General features: G+C 60.5%; 25 protein-coding genes and 1 pseudogene. 13 read left to right on the forward strand and 13 right to left on the reverse strand.

Annotated features, from left to right (window positions below; translation table 11 throughout):
* Positions 1-35 precede the first annotated feature (35 nt).
* A complete protein-coding gene (locus DFO46_RS09530; RefSeq protein ID WP_110793305.1) occupies positions 36-593 on the reverse strand; it encodes a GNAT family N-acetyltransferase in 558 nt (185 codons plus the stop codon).
* Positions 594-714: 121 nt separating this feature from the next.
* Positions 715-1,872, reverse strand: coding sequence for an aminotransferase class I/II-fold pyridoxal phosphate-dependent enzyme (locus DFO46_RS09535; RefSeq protein WP_120277117.1), 1,158 nt, complete (start codon positions 1,870-1,872; stop codon positions 715-717).
* Between the two features lie 188 nt (positions 1,873-2,060).
* On the opposite strand from DFO46_RS09535, the gene DFO46_RS09540 reads away from it, so the two are divergent.
* The 8 genes from DFO46_RS09540 (at position 2,061) to DFO46_RS09580 (ending at position 8,192) form a co-directional block, all read left to right on the forward strand.
* Complete coding sequence (locus DFO46_RS09540; RefSeq protein WP_120277118.1) at positions 2,061-2,822, forward strand: DsbA family protein; 762 nt, start codon at positions 2,061-2,063, stop codon at positions 2,820-2,822.
* A 138-nt stretch (positions 2,823-2,960) separates the two neighbouring features.
* On the forward strand, positions 2,961-3,401 hold the full coding sequence (aroQ, locus tag DFO46_RS09545) for a type II 3-dehydroquinate dehydratase (protein ID WP_110793308.1): 441 nt from the start codon (positions 2,961-2,963) through the stop codon (positions 3,399-3,401).
* A gap of 22 nt (positions 3,402-3,423) precedes the next feature.
* Positions 3,424-3,906, forward strand: a complete 483-nt coding sequence (gene accB / locus DFO46_RS09550) for an acetyl-CoA carboxylase biotin carboxyl carrier protein (RefSeq protein WP_110793309.1) — start codon at positions 3,424-3,426, stop codon at positions 3,904-3,906.
* 5 nt (positions 3,907-3,911) lie between these two features.
* Positions 3,912-5,261 carry an acetyl-CoA carboxylase biotin carboxylase subunit gene (gene accC, locus DFO46_RS09555; protein ID WP_120277119.1) on the forward strand — a complete coding sequence of 450 codons (1,350 nt, stop codon included), beginning with the start codon at positions 3,912-3,914 and terminating at the stop codon, positions 5,259-5,261.
* A gap of 7 nt (positions 5,262-5,268) precedes the next feature.
* Positions 5,269-5,883, forward strand: a complete 615-nt coding sequence (gene aat, locus DFO46_RS09560) for a leucyl/phenylalanyl-tRNA--protein transferase (protein ID WP_120277120.1) — start codon at positions 5,269-5,271, stop codon at positions 5,881-5,883.
* Between the two features lie 224 nt (positions 5,884-6,107).
* Positions 6,108-6,800: a hypothetical protein gene (locus DFO46_RS09565; protein WP_120277121.1), complete on the forward strand. Its 693-nt coding sequence runs from the start codon at positions 6,108-6,110 to the stop codon at positions 6,798-6,800.
* Between the two features lie 2 nt (positions 6,801-6,802).
* Complete coding sequence (locus tag DFO46_RS09570) at positions 6,803-7,438, forward strand: hypothetical protein (RefSeq protein ID WP_120277122.1); 636 nt, start codon at positions 6,803-6,805, stop codon at positions 7,436-7,438.
* Positions 7,439-7,856: 418 nt separating this feature from the next.
* Positions 7,857-8,192: a helix-turn-helix domain-containing protein gene (locus DFO46_RS09580; RefSeq protein ID WP_120277124.1), complete on the forward strand. Its 336-nt coding sequence runs from the start codon at positions 7,857-7,859 to the stop codon at positions 8,190-8,192.
* 11 nt (positions 8,193-8,203) lie between these two features.
* On the opposite strand, the gene DFO46_RS09585 is transcribed toward DFO46_RS09580, so the two are convergent.
* The 7 genes and pseudogenes from DFO46_RS09585 to DFO46_RS09615 form a co-directional block, all read right to left on the reverse strand.
* The gene (locus tag DFO46_RS09585) at positions 8,204-9,688 is read right to left on the reverse strand and encodes a phospholipase D-like domain-containing protein (RefSeq protein ID WP_120277125.1); all 1,485 of its coding nucleotides are present in this window, start codon (positions 9,686-9,688) and stop codon (positions 8,204-8,206) included.
* Positions 9,689-9,891: 203 nt separating this feature from the next.
* Positions 9,892-10,365, reverse strand: coding sequence for a VOC family protein (locus DFO46_RS09590; protein ID WP_120278198.1), 474 nt, complete (start codon positions 10,363-10,365; stop codon positions 9,892-9,894).
* A 197-nt stretch (positions 10,366-10,562) separates the two neighbouring features.
* Positions 10,563-11,624: an HWE histidine kinase domain-containing protein gene (locus DFO46_RS09595; RefSeq protein ID WP_120277126.1), complete on the reverse strand. Its 1,062-nt coding sequence runs from the start codon at positions 11,622-11,624 to the stop codon at positions 10,563-10,565.
* A 110-nt stretch (positions 11,625-11,734) separates the two neighbouring features.
* A complete protein-coding gene (locus DFO46_RS09600; RefSeq protein WP_110793315.1) occupies positions 11,735-11,974 on the reverse strand; it encodes a hypothetical protein in 240 nt (79 codons plus the stop codon).
* A gap of 456 nt (positions 11,975-12,430) precedes the next feature.
* A pseudogene (locus DFO46_RS24135) lies at positions 12,431-12,865 on the reverse strand (DUF2155 domain-containing protein); the annotation flags it as partial.
* Between the two features lie 107 nt (positions 12,866-12,972).
* Complete coding sequence (locus DFO46_RS09610) at positions 12,973-13,371, reverse strand: NADH:ubiquinone oxidoreductase subunit NDUFA12 (RefSeq protein ID WP_120278199.1); 399 nt, start codon at positions 13,369-13,371, stop codon at positions 12,973-12,975.
* 107 nt (positions 13,372-13,478) lie between these two features.
* Positions 13,479-13,946 carry a GNAT family N-acetyltransferase gene (locus tag DFO46_RS09615; protein ID WP_120277128.1) on the reverse strand — a complete coding sequence of 156 codons (468 nt, stop codon included), beginning with the start codon at positions 13,944-13,946 and terminating at the stop codon, positions 13,479-13,481.
* A gap of 56 nt (positions 13,947-14,002) precedes the next feature.
* Here DFO46_RS09615 and DFO46_RS09620 point away from each other — a divergent pair, with 56 nt between their 5' ends.
* Positions 14,003-14,437 (forward strand): hypothetical protein, encoded by a 435-nt coding sequence (locus DFO46_RS09620; protein ID WP_120277129.1) that lies wholly within the window; start codon positions 14,003-14,005, stop codon positions 14,435-14,437.
* Between the two features lie 23 nt (positions 14,438-14,460).
* Here the strand turns inward: DFO46_RS09620 and DFO46_RS09625 are convergent, their stop codons facing one another.
* Both DFO46_RS09625 and gatB read right to left on the reverse strand, forming a co-directional pair.
* The gene (locus tag DFO46_RS09625; RefSeq protein WP_120277130.1) at positions 14,461-14,958 is read right to left on the reverse strand and encodes a GNAT family N-acetyltransferase; all 498 of its coding nucleotides are present in this window, start codon (positions 14,956-14,958) and stop codon (positions 14,461-14,463) included.
* Positions 14,959-14,962: 4 nt separating this feature from the next.
* Positions 14,963-16,468, reverse strand: a complete 1,506-nt coding sequence (gene gatB, locus DFO46_RS09630) for an Asp-tRNA(Asn)/Glu-tRNA(Gln) amidotransferase subunit GatB (RefSeq protein ID WP_120277131.1) — start codon at positions 16,466-16,468, stop codon at positions 14,963-14,965.
* A gap of 147 nt (positions 16,469-16,615) precedes the next feature.
* Between gatB and DFO46_RS09635 the strand changes: the two genes are divergently transcribed.
* Positions 16,616-16,912, forward strand: a complete 297-nt coding sequence (locus DFO46_RS09635) for a DUF1294 domain-containing protein (protein WP_120277132.1) — start codon at positions 16,616-16,618, stop codon at positions 16,910-16,912.
* A gap of 40 nt (positions 16,913-16,952) precedes the next feature.
* Here the strand turns inward: DFO46_RS09635 and DFO46_RS09640 are convergent, their stop codons facing one another.
* Positions 16,953-17,462: a GNAT family N-acetyltransferase gene (locus DFO46_RS09640; RefSeq protein ID WP_120277133.1), complete on the reverse strand. Its 510-nt coding sequence runs from the start codon at positions 17,460-17,462 to the stop codon at positions 16,953-16,955.
* A gap of 272 nt (positions 17,463-17,734) precedes the next feature.
* Here DFO46_RS09640 and DFO46_RS09645 point away from each other — a divergent pair, with 272 nt between their 5' ends.
* From DFO46_RS09645 to DFO46_RS09655, 3 genes are all read left to right on the forward strand, one after another.
* Entirely contained in the window at positions 17,735-17,992 is a 258-nt protein-coding gene (locus DFO46_RS09645; protein WP_120277134.1) for a YjhX family toxin, read from the forward strand.
* Between the two features lie 65 nt (positions 17,993-18,057).
* Positions 18,058-18,261, forward strand: a complete 204-nt coding sequence (locus DFO46_RS09650) for a hypothetical protein (protein ID WP_120277135.1) — start codon at positions 18,058-18,060, stop codon at positions 18,259-18,261.
* Positions 18,245-18,541, forward strand: coding sequence for a type II toxin-antitoxin system RelE/ParE family toxin (locus DFO46_RS09655; protein ID WP_245422542.1), 297 nt, complete (start codon positions 18,245-18,247; stop codon positions 18,539-18,541). The genes DFO46_RS09650 and DFO46_RS09655 overlap by 17 nt, the downstream gene beginning before the upstream one ends.
* 27 nt (positions 18,542-18,568) lie before the next feature.
* On the opposite strand, the gene DFO46_RS09660 is transcribed toward DFO46_RS09655, so the two are convergent.
* Entirely contained in the window at positions 18,569-19,024 is a 456-nt protein-coding gene (locus DFO46_RS09660; protein WP_120277137.1) for a GNAT family N-acetyltransferase, read from the reverse strand.
* Positions 19,025-19,034 lie beyond the last annotated feature (10 nt).

Below are 19,034 nucleotides of genomic sequence, written 5' to 3' on the forward strand. Positions count from 1 at the left end.
GGGCTTCCTATCCCCTCGCCGATCAGGATCAGATGTCAGCCGCCCGGACGCAGCCGCGTCATGACCTGGGTGGGCTTGTCCATGAAGGTGGCAAGATGGCTCGGCCGATAGCCGAGTTTTGCCGCCACCCGCATCGAACCCTGGTGCTCGGGATCGAAGATGCAGACGGTCTGCGGATCGGAGAAGTTTCGATCGGCCCAGTCGAGGGCCGCCGTCATCACTTCGGTGGCGATCCCCTTGCCATGAACCGCCGGCGCCAGCACCCAGCCGGCTTCCGGCAGATCCCCGAGCGACGGCTCGATCTCGCGCTTGTAGTCGGCAAAGCCAACCTCCCCGATGAAACGGCCGGTGTCGCGGTCCTCGATCGCCCAGTAGCCGAAACCGAGCGCCTGCCAATGGCCGATATAGCGCAACAGCCGGCTCCAGGTTTCGCTTGCCGTCGACGGTCGTCCGAGGATGTAGCGTGTGACGATGTCGTCGCGCCACATGTCCACCATGGCGTCGAAATCCTCGATCCGGTGGGCGCGCATCCGGGTGCGGGCGGTGAGGATTTCGGGAGCGGTATTCAGGGGAGAAGAAGATGCCACAGTCATTACATGCTCTGCCTTTCAGTCCTCGGCGCCTTCACAGGATGATTCAAGACCTTGCGAGATTGAGTCGGAAAACGCCGCCAAGCGATTGACGAAGAATCCATTTCGCGAATTGCCGAAATGATTAGACCAGCCATTTTTCGAGCCGGTTCGTCGCCTCGACCATTTCCTGCATCGTGCCCGCATAGGAGAGACGCAGCGCCAGATGACCGTCGAGCGGGTCGAAGTCGCGGCCGGGGGTGACGGCGACATCGGTCTCGGCGAGAATGCGTTTGGCGAAGGCCATGCTGTCATTGGTGAAGCGGCTTGCATCCACATAGGCGTAGAAGGCGCCGTCCATCGGCGAGAGCAGCGGCAAACCGAGTTCGGGCAAGCGCTTGGCGAGGAAATCGCGGTTGGCGCGGCAGGCGGCCTTGTAGCCGTCGAGTTCCTCGGTCGCGCCGAGCGCCGCAAGGGCTGCGATCTGCGAGAGCTCTGGCGCCGAGATGTAGAGGCTCTGAGCGACGCATTCGACCGGCCGGACGAGCTCGTCCGGCAGCACCATCCAGCCGATGCGCCAGCCGGTCATGCAGTAATACTTGGAGAAGGAGTTGATGATGACCGCCTCATTGCCGATCTCCAGCGCCGTCGTCTCTTCCGCGCCATAGGTCAGGCCGTGATAGATCTCGTCTGAAATCAGCGTGATCCCCTGCCCCTGACAGTAGTTGTAGACGTCAGTGAGCTGGGCGCGCGTCGTGACGGTGCCGGTCGGGTTCGCCGGGCTTGCCAACAGCACGCCCTTGAGGCGCATACCGGCTTCCGTTTGCGCACGCTCCAGGCTCTCAGGCGTCAGCGTGTAGCCGGTCTCGGCGCCGACGGCGACTTCGATGACCTTGAGGCCAAGCGCGGCCAGGATGCTGCGATAGGCGGGATAACCGGGCCTTGCGATCGCCACGGCATCACCGACATCGAAGAGCGAGAGGAAGGCGAGGTTGAAGCCGGCGGAAGAGCCTGTGGTGACCACGATGCGGTTCCAGTCGACGGCAACGCCGTGGCGGCGTCGATATTCTTCCGCCAGCGCCTGTCTGAGCGCCGTCATGCCGAGCGCGTCGGTATAGCCGATGCGACCGCCTTCGAGTGCCGTGCGGGCTGCGGAGAGCGCTGCCTGCGGTGCCGGATGGCCGGGCTGGCCGACGGCCATGGAGATGACCGGGCGGCCTTCGGCCTTGCGGCGGGTGGCCTCTGCCAGGATATCCATGGCGTGGAAGGGTTCGACGGCACTGCGTTTTGAAATCGAGATCAAGAAATCGGCTCCTGAATGCGGACTGCCAGACATTTGCCGCAAAGCGCGCGGCATCACAATGGAGGCTTGGGACACATCTGGCCAAAAATGCGATTTCCCTTGCCAAGGCTTATCGTTAGGCTAGGCATGCGAGCCGCGCCGGGAACGCCGGCCGATACGCAACGTGCAGAAACGAGGACGAGAACGACATGGGCCTGAACTTCAAGATGATCGCCGCGACCGCCGTGGCTCTCCTGCCGGCCCTGATGCCGCTTCCCGCCTCAGCTCTAGATGATGCGCAGAAGAAGGAAATGGGCGACTTCATCCGGGAATACCTGATGGAGAACCCGGAGATCATGCTGGAGGTGCAGGACGCGCTGCAGCAGAAGCAGGATGCCGCCCGGCTCGAAAAATCGGCGGCTGCCGTCACGACCAACAAGGACACAATTTTCCAATCCAGCCACGACCTTGCCATCGGCAATCCCAAGGGTGACGTCACCGTCGTCGAGTTCTTCGACTACAATTGCGGCTATTGCCGTCGTGCCCATCCCGACATGGAAGCCGTGCTCGAGAAGGACAAGAACATCCGCTACGTGCTGAAGGAATTCCCGATCCTGGGTCCGGATTCGCTCGCCGCCCACAAGGTGTCGGATGCCGTGCGCAAGCTGGCACCTGAGAAATACGGCGACTTCTTCCGCGCCATGATGACATCGGGCGAACGGGCGGACGAGGCGAGCGCGATTGCAATTGCGGCCGTCCTCGGCATGACCGAAGAGGCGATCCGGGCGAAGATGGCAGAGAGCCCGAACGAGCAGTCCGTGCAGGAAACCTATGCGCTGGCCACCAGCCTCGGCATCACCGGTACGCCGTCCTATGTGATCGGCAACGAGATGGTTCCCGGCGCCGTGGGTTCCGCTGCGATCGAGGACAAGGTCGGGAATGTCCGCTCCTGCGGCAAGGCGACCTGCTGATTCCACGCCCCTTCCACCGCCCGTCGGCTTAACCTTATCCCCGATTTCCGGGGATGGGCAGGCTCGATCCGGCCTAAGGGCTTTCCCTACAGGGCCTCACGGTCTATAGGAGGCGGTTGAAAGTCGACGGAAGCGTAGATGAGCAAAACCATTTTCGTGCTGAACGGCCCCAATCTCAACATGCTGGGCAAGCGGGAACCGGGGATTTATGGCGGCAAGACGCTCGCCGATATCGAGGCCGATTGCCAAAAAGCAGGCGCAGACCTGGGCCTGACCGTCGATTTCCGCCAGTCGAACCACGAGGGCATGCTCGTCGACTGGCTGCATGAAGCTGGCGAAAAAGCCGCAGGCGTGGCCTTCAATGCCGGCGCCTATACCCACACTTCGGTCGCCCTGCATGACGCCATTCGCGCGATCTCGCCGCTGCCGGTGATCGAGGTGCATATTTCCAACGTGCATGCACGCGAGGAATTCCGCCACAAATCGATGATAGCGCCCGCCGCAAAGGGCGTCATCTGCGGTTTCGGCCCCCATAGCTACATTCTGGCGCTGCAGGCGCTCAAGACCCTCACGCAATAACAAGAATACAGGACATCCATCCATGGCTGACAAGAAGACGGGAATCGACCAGGCGCTGATCCGCGATCTCGCAAACATCCTCAACGACACGGACCTGACCGAGATCGAAGTGGAGCAGGACGATCTGCGCATCCGCGTTTCGCGCAACGGCACCCCTGTCATGATGCCGCAGCAGATGCAGGGCTATGCCTACCAGGCTCCTGCCGCCCCGGCCGCCGCCGCAGCGCCCGCTGCCGCCGCAGCACCGGCCGCTCCTGCCGGCCGCGACCTCTCCAAGGCCGTGACCGCACCGATGGTCGGCACCGTCTACCTGTCTCCGGCCCCGGGTGCCCGCGCCTTCGTCGAAGTCGGCGCCACGGTCAAGGAAGGTCAGACCATCCTGATCATCGAAGCCATGAAGACCATGAACCAGATCCCCTCGCCCAAGTCCGGCAAGGTCGTTGAAATCATCGTCAACGACGCAAGCCCGGTCGAATACGGCGAGCCCCTCGTGATCATCGAGTAAGCCGGATGACAGCCATCTCGAAGATCCTCATCGCCAACCGAGGCGAAATTGCGCTCCGCGTTCTGCGCGCCTGCAAGGAACTCGGCATTGCGACCGTCGCCGTCCATTCGACGGCCGATGCGGACGCCATGCATGTGCGGCTCGCCGACGAAAGCGTGTGCATCGGCCCGCCGCCGTCGCGCGACAGCTATCTCAACATCCACCAGATCGTCGCTGCCTGCGAGATCACCGGCGCCGACGCCGTGCATCCGGGCTACGGCTTCCTGTCTGAAAACGCCAAGTTCGCCGATATCCTCGACGCCCATGGCATCACCTTCATCGGACCGACGGCGGAGCATATCCGCCTGATGGGCGACAAGATCACGGCGAAGAAGACCGCAGTCGAACTCGGCATTCCCGTCGTTCCCGGTTCTGACGGCGAAGTGCTGCCGGAAAACGCGATGAAGATCGCCCGCGAGATCGGCTTCCCCGTGCTGATCAAGGCGACCGCCGGTGGCGGTGGTCGTGGCATGAAGGTGGCGAAGAACGAGGCCGAACTGGAAGAAGCCGTGTCGACCGCCCGCTCCGAAGCGCTCGCCGCTTTCGGCAACGACGCCGTCTACATGGAAAAATATCTCGGCAAGCCGCGCCATATCGAGGTGCAGGTGGTCGGCGATGGCGCCGGCAATGCCATCCATCTCGGCGAACGCGACTGCTCTTTGCAGCGCCGCCACCAGAAGGTCTGGGAAGAAGCCAATTCCCCTGCCCTCAACGTCGAGCAGCGCATGAAGATCGGCCAGATCTGCGCTGACGCGATGAAGAAGATGAAGTACCGGGGCGCCGGCACGATCGAATTCCTCTACGAAAACGGCGAGTTCTTCTTCATCGAGATGAACACCCGCCTGCAGGTCGAGCATCCGATCACCGAAGCCATCACCGGCATCGACCTCGTGCATGAGCAGATCCGTGTCGCCTCCGGCGCCGGCCTCTCGGTCACGCAGGACCAGATCGTCTTCTCGGGACACGCCATCGAATGCCGCATCAATGCCGAGGACCCGCGCACCTTCGTGCCGTCGCCCGGCACGATCACGCATTTCCATGCCCCGGGTGGTCTCGGCGTTCGCGTCGATTCCGGCGTCTATGCCGGCTACAAGATCCCGCCTTATTATGACAGCCTGATCGGCAAGCTGATCGTGCATGGACGCACCCGCGTCGAATGCATGATGCGCCTGCGCCGCGTGCTCGACGAATTCGTCGTCGACGGCATCAAGACGACGCTGCCGCTGTTCCAAGATCTCGTGGCCAACCAGGACATCGCCAACGGCGACTACGACATCCATTGGCTGGAACACTATCTGGCCGAAACCTCGGCCTGATACACACATGGCTGGGCGACGCGGCAGGGACCAGGGGATTACACCGGAGCTCCTGCTGCGCGCCTATTCCATCGGGCTTTTCCCGATGTCAGATTCAGCCGACGACCCCGAACTGTTCTGGGTCGAGCCGGAGATCCGGGGGATCATCCCCCTCGACGAATTCCACGTCTCCGCGAGCCTTTCAAAGGCGATCCGCAAACGCCCCTTCGACATCCGCTTCGACACCGCCTTCGACGCCGTGGTCGACAAATGCGCCGAAGCCGCCCCCGACCGGCCGAGCACCTGGATCAACCAGACCATCCGCGAGCTCTACGGCGCGCTGCACTGCCTCGGCCATGCGCACAGCGTCGAGGCCTTCGAGGGCGAGGAGCTGGTCGGCGGCCTCTACGGGGTGTCGCTGGGCTCGGCGTTTTTTGGCGAGAGCATGTTTTCACGGCGCACGAATGCGTCGAAGATCTGTCTCGTGCATCTGGTGGAGCGGTTGCGGGAGCGCGGGTTTACGCTGCTCGACACGCAGTTCACCACCGAGCATCTGAAGACGTTTGGGGCGGTGGATATTCCGAAAGAGGCTTATGGGGTGTTGCTGGAGAAGGCGATGGAGGGGGATACGGTGAGGTTTTAGTGGGGTGTGGGGTGGTGGTGGAGTGCCCGAAAACTACATGTCCTCCCACAGAAAACTAAGTCGCACGAATAGACAGTCAATGAAGGCTGATGGCCATGCAACCTCGGCGCAACCATTTTGACGTAGCAATAGGGTAGCGCCAATCCAGTGGACACAGACGGATTGCAGCCCTAAGGTGCGCAGACTACAGACAGTTGCATTGGTTTAATATCGAAGGATTTACAATGGCATGTAGCCGGGGGAAAGCGGCGCCCAACGCGGCCACGAAGCTAAAGCTGTTCACTGATTCTGCTGGCTTTTGCCAAAATCCTGCTTGCAACAGACAACTGTTCCCTGAGGGGTTTGAAGACTACCCCCACCTAGCGGAGATGGCCCATATCTTCGCGGCAGTTGATGGCGGCCCTCGAACAGATCACGACCTCAGCGAAGCTGATCGTGGAGCCTACGACAACATCATCTTGTTATGCGCCAATTGCCATACCATGGCAGATAAGGTGCCCGAACACTACACTGCGGAACTGATGCAAAAGTGGAAGGAGGAGCACAAAAAAAAGCGTGAACGAGCATTTGGCGTCCATTCTCTGAACATCCGGGGTGAACTCCGTGCAAAAATTCAACCTTTGCTTCTTGAAAATGCGATGGTGCATCGCGAGATCGGCCCTGACAACGAATACCGCTTTAATCCTGAAGCAGCCGAAGCAACAGCATGGAAGAAGCGATTAAAATCAACGATTATCCCGAACAGCTTAAGAATAATCGATTGGCTCGACGCCAACTCTTCGTTGTTGACAGAACCTGAAGTTCAAACGCGCGAGCGTTTCCGATTTCACGTTCAAGGACTATTGATGAGACATTTGGAGGGTCAAGAGGTACCGAATTCTCGCTTCCCAGCTGAAATGGAAAACATAGCGGTCTGAACATGGCAGACAAATTTATAGAAAAAATCCTGCACGAACATAGTGAGGTTAAATCAGTAAGCTGGCTGAGTGAAAATGTCGTAGAAATCGCGAGAAAGAAGTACGCCCCCTTCCAGGCTGCCATTCTAAAGGTCAAACTGGTAGAGACCGAGCATATTGCTCCGTATCTAAACTCTGAAGTCTCCTTGATCGTCAACTTCCCAAAAGCTGGAAGATGGACAGGTGCAGCGATTGAACTGTGCGAAAGCCATGGGAAAGCTTGGGGCCAGTGGGGAGTTCTTATGAGAGCTATAAACTCGGACTCACCGGAGACAACTGAGAACCCCGAAATTGCGTTTAGCATTCGAGCACTTAGGCAACATAGCCGAGTTTTGGCCGTAAATTTCTTGTCGGACCACCTCTTGCTTGTCCACCATAAGAATGGAGAGAGGCTTCGCGTAGCGCTTGTATATGAATACGACCTGACCGGAGATGACGTTCGAAATGCATGGGACAAACTTGGACAGTTTGATATTCTCCTAAAAACAAATCCGAATGGCGTCATCTTGCCTGAAGCACGCGAGGTATCCGAGAGACTAGAGGCCAAGGTTTTTGAAATAGGAGATACCCTAGGATACCTTGCCCGAGGTAAGTTTTGAAACTTCACGAAATACTGCAACTAGCCAATGTATTTTCGATGATCGAGATATGCCGAAATATTGATCAAAGCTCCGAATGGTATGTTTTTGGGTCAGCGCAGAGAAATTCAGCCAATCCGTCTGACATAGACGTTCTCTGCGTTTGTGCGGACAACTCTAATTTTGCACAATTGAGAGCTGCTGCGGAGGATTTCTCGCTCGGTTTGCCCATCGACCTGCGTATTCTTACCAAAAAACAGGAACACGAGCTACGCTTTATCGAGAGAGCTGATGCAACGAAGCTATATTATTCTCGATAAAATTAGGACTTCCCGGACGAATTACTGACATTGCGAAAAATCGGGGCAGGTTTGCTTGCCGCAGGTGAGGCGATGTTGGTGAAAGCGTTGCGTGATGGAATTGTTCAGGAGGTCGGTGAATGACAGGACGTAAGCAGGTGAGCCGCTTGACCGAGGCGTTGCTGGAAACGGCTGCGGACATGAACAAAAGCGGGATTTTAAGTTCCGAGGCGCACGCAAAGATCACCATCCGGCATCTGGGGCGGGATCTTGAGCCTTTGCATGAGGAGATGTCTCCGGAAGACATCCGCAAGCTCCGTGAAGAAGCCCATCTCAGTCAGGCGGTTTTTGCCCGCTATCTCAACCTCACTCCTGGCTATGTTTCCCAGCTTGAGCGTGGAGCAAAACGCCCAACCGGACCGGCTCTGGCCCTTTTGAACATCATTCGCCGCAAGGGAATTGAGGCGATTTCGTAGCCGCCTCGCCCCTACCCCCGCACCCTCCGCCTCCGCGGCCGCTTCAACCTCCCCCGGAACAGCCCCCTCTTCTCAATCGGCTCGAAAACCGCGTCGGCCCCTTCGGGATCGAGGATCTCGTTGTCGGCAAGCCATTTTTCGATGTCCGATATATCCGGTGTTTCATAGGGTTTGAGGGTCGCACGGCCCGATTCGGCGTTCTTGGCGCGCACCATCTCGATTGCGGCAAGCAGCGAGCCGCGCTCTCGAATCGCCTCTTCGACAGCTTTTGGCGTCGTGTCCAGATGCTCCGCCAAAAGATCGTTTCTGAAGGCTGCGATCCGGAGCGAAACTGGCTCCGAGCCGCCCGCCTCCAGGGCCACGTCACATTCCCGGTCGAAGCGCATGGATCGGTTGTTCATGTTCGACGATCCGACCCGGAGACAGGTCTCGTCGATGATCATCAGCTTGGCATGCACGTAGATTGCCTGGCCGCTCGCCGTGACCGGGTGATACACTCTGAAACGCCCATGGATGTCGTGCCGGCGGAGCGCCTCGACGAGACGGGCGCGCGCCGTGTCCATGGCGATCTGGCCCAGCCAATTGTCCGAAGCGGTCGGGTTGATCAGAACAAATTCCGGGCCATCGGGCTCCGCCAGCCGGCGCGCGATCGCTTGCGCCACCACACGCGACGCGAAATATTGGCTTTCCGCATAGACCGTGTGACGAGCGGCATTGATCATGTCGATGTAGAGCTGCTCGATCTCCGTGACGAGGTTCTCTTCCTGATAGGCCGGACTGGTACGCGCGATGGCGAGATCAACCGTCCCGAAGGAAAAGCTGGGCGTGGTGTCCAACAAGGGCGGGACCGCAGCAACAAGCGGCACCTCCTCGCCCCCTGCCCGTGTCCAGCGATTGCGGCAAAGCTCGCCGAGCGCACGCGCCGCAGGGCCTGTGAACCGGCTGGATATGTCATGCCAGGGGCCATAGGGTGCGCCATTGGGGCGCCGCCTGTCGGGGTCGTCGTCCAGATGCTGCCGCGTGTCCCAGCGATCGAGCGTCACGTCGATGCCGCCGCAATAGGCGACGGCATCATCGATCACGAGCATTTTCTGATGATGTGAGCTACCAAAGGGATGTTTGCCGTCCAGGCGAACGGAAATCTGGCGGTTCCACTTCCATCGCAGCAGATAAGGCAGGTTCGAAAGCCTCGCCCAACTGGCGAGCGGCGCCGGACTCCACAGCAGGATCCTGATTTCCAGGCCCGGTGTGCGACGCGCCAGCCACAGGAGAAAGTCGCCGACCCCGCGCGGTGCTCCATCATCGACCTTGGGATGGCCAAGCGTGATCGATGCATCGAAATCCCAACCGACAAAGAAGATCGACCGTTTGGCCGCCATCATCGAGGCGCGGATCGAGGAAAAATAGTCATTGGCATCGATGAGGATCGAGAAATCGTCCGCTCTTTCGGTCCGCCAACAGTTCTCGGAAGGCGAGAAAATCGTGGGAAGCGCCATCAAATACTCCAGATACCGGGTCGCCCAAATCGGCCAGCGCAACTGCTGCTTCTCGTCCCGTCTTCACGATCGCCGCTTCGCACCGGCATACAACGCGGAGAGGCGCCTTACGGCACAAGAAAAATTCGAAAGGCGCGAATTATTCTCGTCTTGCGATCAGGCATGCTGATTGGCCGAAGTCGCCCACGACGTGCGCGATCCCCTCAGCCCCGCCGCGCCGCCTCAATCGCTGCCACATCAATCTTCCGCATCGTCATCATCGCTTCAAACGCGCGCTTTGCCTCCTCTCCCCCGGCCGCCATCGCCTCGGTCAGCGTGCGCGGCGTGATCTGCCAGTTGATACCCCATCTGTCCTTGCACCAGCCGCAGGCACTTTCCTGCCCGCCATTGGCGACGATGGCGTTCCAATAGCGGTCGGTCTCCTCCTGGTCGTCGGTTGCGATCTGGAAGGAAAAGGCCTCCGAGTGCTTGAAGGCGGGGCCACCGTTGAGGCCCATGCAGGGAATGCCGGCAACGGTGAAATCGACGGTCAGGACATCGCCCGCCTTGCCGGAGGGATAATCCGAGGGTGCACGGTGGACGGCTTTGACCTCGCTATCGGGGAAGGTTTGCGCGTAGAAGCGCGCGGCGTCCTCGGCGTTGCGGTCGTACCAGAGGCAAATGGTGTTTTTCGACATTTCCATGGTTTCTCCTCCCAGAGTTCAAAACTGGGAGGCATTGCACGCCTGTGTGGGTCAGGCGTCAAGGGGAATGGCGTGAGGCATGCGACCGGCGCTGATGTCTCGCCTACCGTCGTTCTCCCGCCCGATGCCTATATCGTCGCTCCGTTCGGTGGTCAGGATCTGCGGACAGAGCGGATGCAAAGCGACCGCAATCATCCCACCTGCTGCGGCAGCGGCGCTTTCATGGTGCAGACGAGGCCGGTCGGATGAAAGTCGACGCTGACATGGCCGCCGAAATCGGCCGCGAGCACGCGCGAAATCAGCTTGGAACCGAAGCCTTCCATCGTCGGCGCTTCGACGGGCGGCCCCCCGCTTTCCTGCCAGACGAACTCAAACGCCTCTTCCGCATTTTCAGCCTCGCGATCGACCTGCCAGCGGATATCGACCCTGCCACCAGTGCTCGCGAGCGCGCCATATTTCGTCGCGTTGGTGGCAAGCTCGTGCATGGCGAGCGCCATCGACACGGCGTGTTTGGCCGGCAGATCGAGATCGTCGCCGGAAAGCGAGAAACGCTCCTCGCTCTGCAGATGCGGGCGCAGCGCATTTTCGATCACGGCGCGGATCGGCGCATCCTGCAGAGTCTTCGACGTGATCAGGTCATTGGCATTGGCAAGCGCCTGCAAACGGCCGGTAAAGGCTTCGCGCCTGTCGGCGATGTCATCGCCTTTCAGCGTCTGGCGAGCGATGGCCGTGACCATGGCAAGCGTGTTCTTGATGCGGTGCTGCAGCTCGCCATTCAGGAGCTCCGGTCGCTGCCGGGCCTCGACCGTCTCCGAAATATCCTTGGAGATCGACAGGATATGGGACGGGGTGCCATCCGGCTTGATAATCGGGAAAACCTGGACGTCCCAGAACCTGTTGTTGCCCTTGACCGTGCTGGCCTCACCGAAGAAGCGCGTCGGCTTTCCGGCAACCGCGGCTTCGACCGCCTGCCGGGCGGCGATATTGCCCTGGCCTTCCCAGAAATCCGGCCAGGGGCAGCCCTTGAGCGGCGCGAAATCGTCCACTTCCATCACGCGCTTGCCGCCTTCGCTCATGAACTGCAACCGACCCTCGAGGTCGAGCACCTTGATGCAATCGCCGCAACCGCCCAAAACTGCGGCGAGCAAGGCGTCATTTCCCACCAGCTGCGGATCAGCCGCCGCCAGCTCGCTGTTCATGCTTTCGACAGGGGTCGCTGAGGTCCCGCTGGACTGCGTGGCAGAGACAGTCATCTCAGATAAGGGTCCGTATGATAAGGGGTATTTACGCCCCGATCTTTGCTACGAAATACGAGAATCGGCAATAAGAAACGTCATTTCAGGTCTATGAAATTTAGCTTTTATCAACTCGCCATCAGATCGGCTGTCTCGCCGAAGGCAATGATTAGCCTCGGGCTGGTCATGTCGCCGCTCTCCTCGTCGACCTGGATGGAATAGGCCGCGACGCCGAGATGGCGGGCGGACATGGCGGTGGCGATCTTTTCGGCGGCTGCCGCACTCGAGGCCTGCCGCATCTCGCCGGGCACGACATTGCCGCGGTTCTTCTTGAAGGGCAGCACGATAAATTTTTCGGCGAGCGACATGGGAGAACTCCTATTTGTTCTCTCAATGTTCCCAATTGCCGGGGATGTCAATCGATAAGCGCCCTCAGGACACAAGCTCCTCTCAGCACACCTCGGCGCATCGAAGGGAAACCCTCTCCTCGGAAGCGGATGATCGCCTCAGTAGAGGCCGACGCCACCTAGCGGGGTGGGCGGGGGCGTAACCGGCTGCGGCTGGCCCTGCAGCGCCGGGTCGCCATCGACGGGATAGTCCGTCGGAGGCGGCAGGCTGCCGCCGAATGTCTCGTTGGGCACCTGCTGCGGTGCGTCGAGCGGCGGGACGGTACCGGGTGGCGCTGTGCCGGCCTGAGGTGCCGCGTTGGGATCGGTGGCCGGTACTGTGTTGGGGTCGACGGCGGGGGCGGCGTTCGGATCAGCTGGCGGCGCTGTGGTCGCGGCGGCCGGTGTCGCGTCGGGCTTCGCCGGTTCGGGGGCGAGTTTCGCGGCGGCTTCCACGCCGGGCGGAGCCGGCACATCGGACTTCACCTTGCAGCCAGTCAGCCACACGTCATAGATCGGGTGCTCGACAGCATTCAGTGCCGGGCTGTCGGCAAACATCCAGCCGGAAAAGATGCGCCTGATCTTGCGGTCGAGGGTGATTTCGTCAACCTCGATGAAGGCGTCGATCTTCTGGGCTTCGGTCTCGTCGCGCGAGTAGCAGACCTTCGGCGTCACCTGGAGGGCGCCGAACTGCACGGTCTCGTTGACATAGACGTCGAAGGTGGTGATACGGCCGGTGATCTTGTCGATGCCGGCGAATTCGGCGACGGGATTTTCGAGGCGGGCGGCATCGGCCTTGCCGGCAAGTCCAAGCGAAGCCGCAGCGGCAAGCCCGACAACCGGAATGGCCCATGCCCATGCACTCAACTTCATCGTCCCGCTCGCTTTCGTGGATCAACTTGGCCCCATCGGCCGGAGGCCAGATACAAGAAGGGCCTCACGATAGAGGCCCTAATGCCGGATTATGGCCAAATCGGGTATCAGTTGCCCGGCGTCCAGGCATCGTAGTCGCCCGTGACGCGCGGACGCTCGCCGGCAGCGGCAATCGAGCCCTGCGGGCGGTAGGCGGCTGCCGTGCCCGTCGGGTTCGGGCGGTGCGCCTTTTCCCAGTCGCGCGCCTTGTAGTCTTCATTCGACGGCGGCGTGTCGGTGCGGTAATGCATCCAGCCGTGCCAGCCTGCGGAAATCTTCGAGGCTTCGGCATAACCGTTGTAGATCACCCAGCGCTTCGGTTGACCCCAGCTCGTCATCGGGCCTTCGTAATAGACATTGCCGGCTTCGTCTTCGCCGACGCGCTTGCCTTGGCGCCAGGTGAAGAATCGGGTGCCCATGGTCTGACCGTTCCACCAGGTGAAGATCTGCAACAGAAACTGCTTCATGTCGTATCCTTGGGCTTTGCCGCAGGCCATGCGAAAGGCCTTGTCCATTCCGTTCGCTTATGCCGCCTCACCTGTCGCTTGTCCAGTGATTCCCCGTCGCACCCCTCTCATTTCAGCTTCAACTTGAAGCCGATATGGGACGGCGTGAAGCCGAGGCGCTCGTAGAAGCGGTGGGCATCGCGGCGGACAGCATTCGACGTCAGCTGGACAAAGCGCATGCCGTCCTTGCGGGCCTTGTCGATCGCATGTGCGATCATGGCCGCACCGACGCCCCTGCCCCTGACGTCGGCGCGGGTCTGGACGGCCTCGACGATCATATTCGAGGCGCCGCGACCGGTCAGTGTCGTGGTGATCAAGGTCTGAAACGTGCCGACGACCTCGCCGTCCAGCTCCGCCACATAGAGAGTTTCATTGGCCGAGGCCGTTATACGGGCAAAGGCCGCGCGGTAATCGGGCAGCGCTTCCGGATCGGTCGTGTCGCCGTGGCCGCCAAGCGGATCATCGGCAAACAGGGAGACGATCGCTTCCAGATCATTTTCGGTTGCAGCGCGTATCTGAAGGGATTGGACTTGCATGCCTTACCTGCCTCTGAGTTAGTCTGCGTCCGATACACATTCCGGGAGACTTCTTCATGACAGCCAGTTTCAGGCTTCTCACACTTCTGTTCATAACCTGCTCGACAATGGCAGCTCACGCCCAGGAAGACGGCCGCAAGGCAATCGCCTATGTGCAGGCACCGGAGATGAGTTCGGGGCAATGCGCCGCCAAGGACACGGCGAGCGCGATCGACTGTGCCATGAAGCAGTGCATCGATGGCGGCGGCACCGAGGAGGATTGCCAGGTCAACGCCACCTGCTATCCCGGCAACTGGAGCGTCGACATCTTCATGATGGCCGATGGTGGACCGCACTGGCACCAGTTCTCCTGCGGCTGGCAGACGAAAGAACTCGCCATCAAGGCCGCCGATCTCGCCTGCAGCACGGCGGCCGAGAACGGCCTTGTCGAATGCTCAACGGTGCAGCTGATCGACGAGGACGGCAAGGTGACCGAACCGCCATTCAACTGACGCCCCCAAACAAAAAAAGCCGCTCAGCGGAGCGGCTTTTCCATGACGAGGGCTTCGATGCCGCTGTCGGGACCGCCGCAATTCTTGGTGCGGTCGACCTCGACGAAATCATGGGCCTCGTAAAAGGCGATGGCACCGGCATTCTGTGGCTCGACTTCGAGGCGCAGGATCTCGGCATCGGGAAAGCAGGTCTCGATCTCGGCGAAGAGATCGCGGCCAATGCCCTGGCGCTGGTGGTCGGGGTGGACATAGAGCTGGTGCAGGACAGCGGTCTTGGTCAGTTTTTCCGACATGGCCGCGAAGGCCATGCCGCCGATCCGCTTGCCGTCGTCGGCGACGAGATATTCGCCGCCTTTGACATGAATGCGCCGCTTGATCTCGGCCGTCGAATGCCAGGCCGCGATCAGCTCGGCGACCTTGGCCGGCCCGTAGAACCGGTCATAGGTCGCGTGGAAACTCTGCGTCAGCAGGGCGCGCAGCGGTTCGACATCCCGATCGGTGGCCGTGCGGACGAAGAACAAGCCCTTACTCCTCGACGATGCCGAGCTTGGCCTTGACCAGAGCCTGGACGGCCTGCGGGTTGGCCTTGCCGCCCGTCGACTTCATCACCTGGCCGACGAACCAGCCGGCAAGCGTGGGCTTGGCCAGCACCTTGGCGACCTGATCAGGGTTGGCGGCGATGATCTCGTCGACGGCACGCTCGATGGCACCGGTGTCGGTCACCTGCTTCATGCCGCGGCTTTCGACAATTTCAGCCGGGTCGCCCCCTTCGTTCCAGACGATCTCGAAGAGGTCCTTGGCGATCTTGCCGGAGATGGTTTCGGCCTTGATCAAATCGATGATGCCGCCGAGCTGGGCGGGCGAAACCGGAGTCTCTTCAATGGCTTTGCCGGCTTTGTTCAAGGCGCCGAGCAAGTCGTTGATGACCCAGTTGGCAGCAGTCTTGCCGTCGCGGCCTTCGGCCACGGCCTCGAAATAATCGGCGATTGCCTTTTCCGAGACGAGCACGGAGGCGTCGTAGACGGAGAGGCCAAGTTCGGCGACGAAGCGGGCCTTCTTGTCGTCGGGCAGTTCCGGCAGGTCCTTCTTCATCTGCTCGATAAAGGCATCATCGAACTCAAGCGGCAGCAGGTCCGGATCGGGGAAGTAGCGATAGTCATGCGCATCTTCCTTCGAGCGCATGGAACGGGTCTCGCCCTTGCCCGGATCGAAAAGACGGGTTTCCTGATCGATTGTGCCGCCATCCTCGATGATCGCGATCTGGCGACGGGCTTCGTATTCGATGGCCTGGCCGATGAAGCGGATCGAGTTGACGTTCTTGATTTCGCAGCGCGTGCCGAATTCACCGCCGGGCTTGCGCACGGAGACATTGACGTCGGCGCGCATGGAGCCTTCGTCCATGTTGCCGTCGCAGGTGCCGAGGTAACGCACGATCGAACGCAGCTTGGTCATGTAGGCCTTGGCTTCGTCAGACGAGCGCATGTCAGGCTTCGACACGATTTCCATCAGGGCGACGCCCGAGCGATTGAGATCGACATAAGACATGGTCGGATGCTGGTCGTGCATCGACTTGCCCGCGTCCTGTTCGAGATGCAGGCGCTCGATGCCGATCTCGATATCCTCGAAATTGCCCTGGCGATCCGGGCCGAGCGAGATCACGATCTTGCCTTCGCCGACGATCGGATCCTTGAACTGCGAGATCTGGTAGCCCTGCGGCAGGTCCGGATAGAAGTAGTTCTTGCGGTCGAAGATCGAGCGCTTGTTGATCTGGGCTTTCAGGCCAAGACCGGTGCGCACGGCCTGGGCCACGCATTCCTCGTTGATGACGGGCAGCATGCCGGGCATGGCGGCATCAACGAGCGAGACGTTGGCATTGGGCGCATTGCCGAAGACGGTCGAGGCGCCGGAAAACAGCTTGGACTTCGACAGCACCTGGGCATGGACTTCCATGCCGATGATGACTTCCCAATCGCCGGTGGCGCCGGGAATGAAGCGTTTCGGATCGGGCGTGCGCGTATCTACCAGGGTCATCGGATGCTCGTGTCATGCGTGGACGTTTCGTGTCGTGAGGTAGAGCAATTGCGCCCTTGGTGCAAGGCTTGAGGGCGGACCGAGGGGGCAACTGCCGCCAAGAAGGGCAGTGTGAAGGCTTAAGCAAAGCGGGCTATTCTGCCGGGCATGCCATTTGAAACCCTTCTCACCCTGTTTGCGATCTTTACGCTCTGGAATGTCGTCGTGTTCTGCGTCTACGCCTATGACAAACTGGCGGCGCGCGAAGGCGCCTGGCGCGTGCGCGAGGACACGCTCATATTGCTGGCTGTCGCCGGCGGCGGCATGGGTGCGTTCGCCTGCCAGCGCTGGATGCGGCACAAGACCCGGAAGGCGCCATTCCCGTTTCTGCTGCCGGCTATGGCGGTGCTGCAGCTTGTCGCTGCCGGTGGCTTCTGCGCTTTCCAGATTCTGCGGATGCTATGAGACTGACGCAAAGCGGTGATGCTGGCGTGGACAAACGCCGTCAGAACTCCTGACCGTAGCCAGGGTTTTCCTGCTGGGCGAGCTGCTTCGACAGTCCGACGGACTGGACATCCCGGTCGAGCTTGGGATTATAGGTGACGGTCAGCCAGTTCACCGCATAGCCATGCTTTTCGAAGAAGCGCAGGGCCTGGCTGTTCATGGCGTGCGTCTGAAGACTCGCCTTGGAAAACCCCTTGTCGATGATTTCGCTTTCGACGGCGGCGAGCAATTCGGCGCCGAACCCATGCCCTTCACATTCAGGGTCGATCCAGAAGTCGGTGATGGCCTCATCCAGATCTTCGCGGGCCGCCCAGCCAACAGGCTGTCCGGACTTCTCGATCACGGTGATGGTGATCCAGCCTTCGCGGGTAAACCGCAGGAAGGCATTGCGGGCATTGCCGACCATGTCCAGCGTCTCGCCGACCGGGATCATCGCCTTTTGCCAGGCACTCACCCCGATCTCGGCCAGGATTTCGGCTTCCTCCTGTCGCGCCTTGCGGATTGTGATCATTCACACCTCGTCGTTGCCGGCAGTAAAACACCTGCAGCGATTCGTGGCCAGAGCAGCTCGCCCCGCGATATGGACGGTTCTGCCCCGATCTGATAGGTGAGAAAGGTCTATAGGAGTTTTGATGTTCGGTTCGTCCGAGACCCGGTAAAGGCCCTGCCCCGCGATCCCTCACGGATCATGCGGCCAGGGCCAGAAAACGAAGCCCCGACGCCCAGCGGCGCCGGACCCGTTTTCATGCGCGCCTCCAGGCGCGTTTCTCCGGACAACATCTCATGGACATTTCACGCAGCGATCAGCGTATCCTTCACCTCATGGCCCAGGGTGGCTGGATCGAAATTCACCGCGACGAACGCCGCAAGATCGAGAAGGCCCTGTGCTTTTCCCGCGACGGCTGGCTCTATCCCGGCTTCGATGTCGAACTCTTCCGCAGGCTCAAACGGCTGAAGGCGATCAGTTCGAGGCAGGGCAAGCCTTACCGGATCACCGAACGGGGCTTGAGGCTCGTCAGGGCGGAGCTGGATAACCGGTAGGCTGAAGACAGTACCGCCCACGGCGGTGCTGGCTACCCAATCACGCTGTTGGCGTCGACGCGACTATGGGTTATTCTATCGTCATGGTTGGACCGAGATCAAAACCTTCCGAAGAGATCGACTTTGCGCCGCCGTCTGCGGATTTGTCGCCGGCAGAGTATGAAGCCTGGAAGATCGAGAAAGTCACCAAGGCGCTCAAGCAGTGCGAGGATCGTGATGCGATGATCCCGGCTGCTGATGTCTGGGAGCGCTTTGGCTTTGAACGTTAAGTTCTCTCCACAAGCGACCGCCGACCTCACTGCCATTCACACCTATATCGCCGACCAGGATCCATCCGCCGCCGGGCGGATCCTGTCACGGTTGCGGCAGGTCACTGAAACGCTGGGCCAGTTTCCGCTTCTGGGGCGGCCCGGATCTGTTAATGGCACCCGCGAGTTTGCGGTCCATGGTCTCCCATATACTGTGATCTATCGGGTGGTCTCGACCGCAGAACTCGACATCGTGACCATCCTTCACCAGCGCAAACTGTATCCGCCATCCGGGGATTGAACTCTTGGCAAGGACGCACTGAGCGCCTCACAGCTCCTGCTGCATTTTCACCTTCTCAACCATCATGCCCATGGCCGGAGAATGCTGCATGCCGTGCCAGACCACGGCAAAGCCGAGCTCCTGATAGAGCCGGATCGCACCTTCATTGGCGGCGTGGGTATCGATCCGCGCCCGTTTGAGGCCTTCCGCGCGCATGGCCCGCAGCGTGGCCGACAGAAGCGCCGAGCCGATGCCGAGCCCCTGATGGGTTGGGCTGACCCAGAGATCAGAGATATAGTCGCGCTCCCCCTCCCGAGCCGTCCAGCCGGCGATCTCGCCGCCCAGTTCGCCAACCGTGATCAGATTGAAGTGGTCCCTGGCGAAGCCGTGGAAGCTCGAGCGGATGCGGACCACCATGTCCGCGCCGTAGGCATTCAGCACCGGATTGGATGCCCAGGCCTCAAAACCGACACGGCCGACGCTGTCAGCATCGGCCGCGCTCATGTCACGAATG

This window comes from Rhizobium sp. AG855, from assembly GCF_003610655.1.
In the GTDB taxonomy this organism is placed as follows: domain Bacteria; phylum Pseudomonadota; class Alphaproteobacteria; order Rhizobiales; family Rhizobiaceae; genus Allorhizobium; species Allorhizobium wuzhouense.

Excerpts from the sequence above, each read along its gene's own strand:
- DFO46_RS09660 (WP_120277137.1), bottom strand. The coding sequence starts at position 19,024 with ATGAGCGCGGCCGATGCTGACAGCGTCGGCCGTGTCGGTTTTGAGGCC.
- DFO46_RS09650 (WP_120277135.1), top strand. The coding sequence starts at position 18,058 with ATGGGTTATTCTATCGTCATGGTTGGACCGAGATCAAAACCTTCCGAA.
- DFO46_RS09540 (WP_120277118.1), top strand. The coding sequence starts at position 2,061 with ATGGGCCTGAACTTCAAGATGATCGCCGCGACCGCCGTGGCTCTCCTG.
- accB (WP_110793309.1), top strand. The coding sequence starts at position 3,424 with ATGGCTGACAAGAAGACGGGAATCGACCAGGCGCTGATCCGCGATCTC.
- DFO46_RS09570 (WP_120277122.1), top strand. The coding sequence starts at position 6,803 with ATGGCAGACAAATTTATAGAAAAAATCCTGCACGAACATAGTGAGGTT.
- DFO46_RS09590 (WP_120278198.1), bottom strand. The coding sequence starts at position 10,365 with ATGTCGAAAAACACCATTTGCCTCTGGTACGACCGCAACGCCGAGGAC.
- DFO46_RS09565 (WP_120277121.1), top strand. The coding sequence starts at position 6,108 with ATGGCATGTAGCCGGGGGAAAGCGGCGCCCAACGCGGCCACGAAGCTA.
- DFO46_RS09610 (WP_120278199.1), bottom strand. The coding sequence starts at position 13,371 with ATGAAGCAGTTTCTGTTGCAGATCTTCACCTGGTGGAACGGTCAGACC.
- DFO46_RS09600 (WP_110793315.1), bottom strand. The coding sequence starts at position 11,974 with ATGTCGCTCGCCGAAAAATTTATCGTGCTGCCCTTCAAGAAGAACCGC.
- aroQ (WP_110793308.1), top strand. The coding sequence starts at position 2,961 with ATGAGCAAAACCATTTTCGTGCTGAACGGCCCCAATCTCAACATGCTG.
- DFO46_RS09615 (WP_120277128.1), bottom strand. The coding sequence starts at position 13,946 with ATGCAAGTCCAATCCCTTCAGATACGCGCTGCAACCGAAAATGATCTG.
- accC (WP_120277119.1), top strand. The coding sequence starts at position 3,912 with ATGACAGCCATCTCGAAGATCCTCATCGCCAACCGAGGCGAAATTGCG.
- DFO46_RS09595 (WP_120277126.1), bottom strand. The coding sequence starts at position 11,624 with ATGACTGTCTCTGCCACGCAGTCCAGCGGGACCTCAGCGACCCCTGTC.
- aat (WP_120277120.1), top strand. The coding sequence starts at position 5,269 with ATGGCTGGGCGACGCGGCAGGGACCAGGGGATTACACCGGAGCTCCTG.
- DFO46_RS09645 (WP_120277134.1), top strand. The coding sequence starts at position 17,735 with ATGGACATTTCACGCAGCGATCAGCGTATCCTTCACCTCATGGCCCAG.
- gatB (WP_120277131.1), bottom strand. The coding sequence starts at position 16,468 with ATGACCCTGGTAGATACGCGCACGCCCGATCCGAAACGCTTCATTCCC.
- DFO46_RS09580 (WP_120277124.1), top strand. The coding sequence starts at position 7,857 with ATGACAGGACGTAAGCAGGTGAGCCGCTTGACCGAGGCGTTGCTGGAA.
- DFO46_RS09530 (WP_110793305.1), bottom strand. The coding sequence starts at position 593 with ATGACTGTGGCATCTTCTTCTCCCCTGAATACCGCTCCCGAAATCCTC.
- DFO46_RS09585 (WP_120277125.1), bottom strand. The coding sequence starts at position 9,688 with ATGGCGCTTCCCACGATTTTCTCGCCTTCCGAGAACTGTTGGCGGACC.
- DFO46_RS09620 (WP_120277129.1), top strand. The coding sequence starts at position 14,003 with ATGACAGCCAGTTTCAGGCTTCTCACACTTCTGTTCATAACCTGCTCG.
- DFO46_RS09640 (WP_120277133.1), bottom strand. The coding sequence starts at position 17,462 with ATGATCACAATCCGCAAGGCGCGACAGGAGGAAGCCGAAATCCTGGCC.
- DFO46_RS09635 (WP_120277132.1), top strand. The coding sequence starts at position 16,616 with ATGCCATTTGAAACCCTTCTCACCCTGTTTGCGATCTTTACGCTCTGG.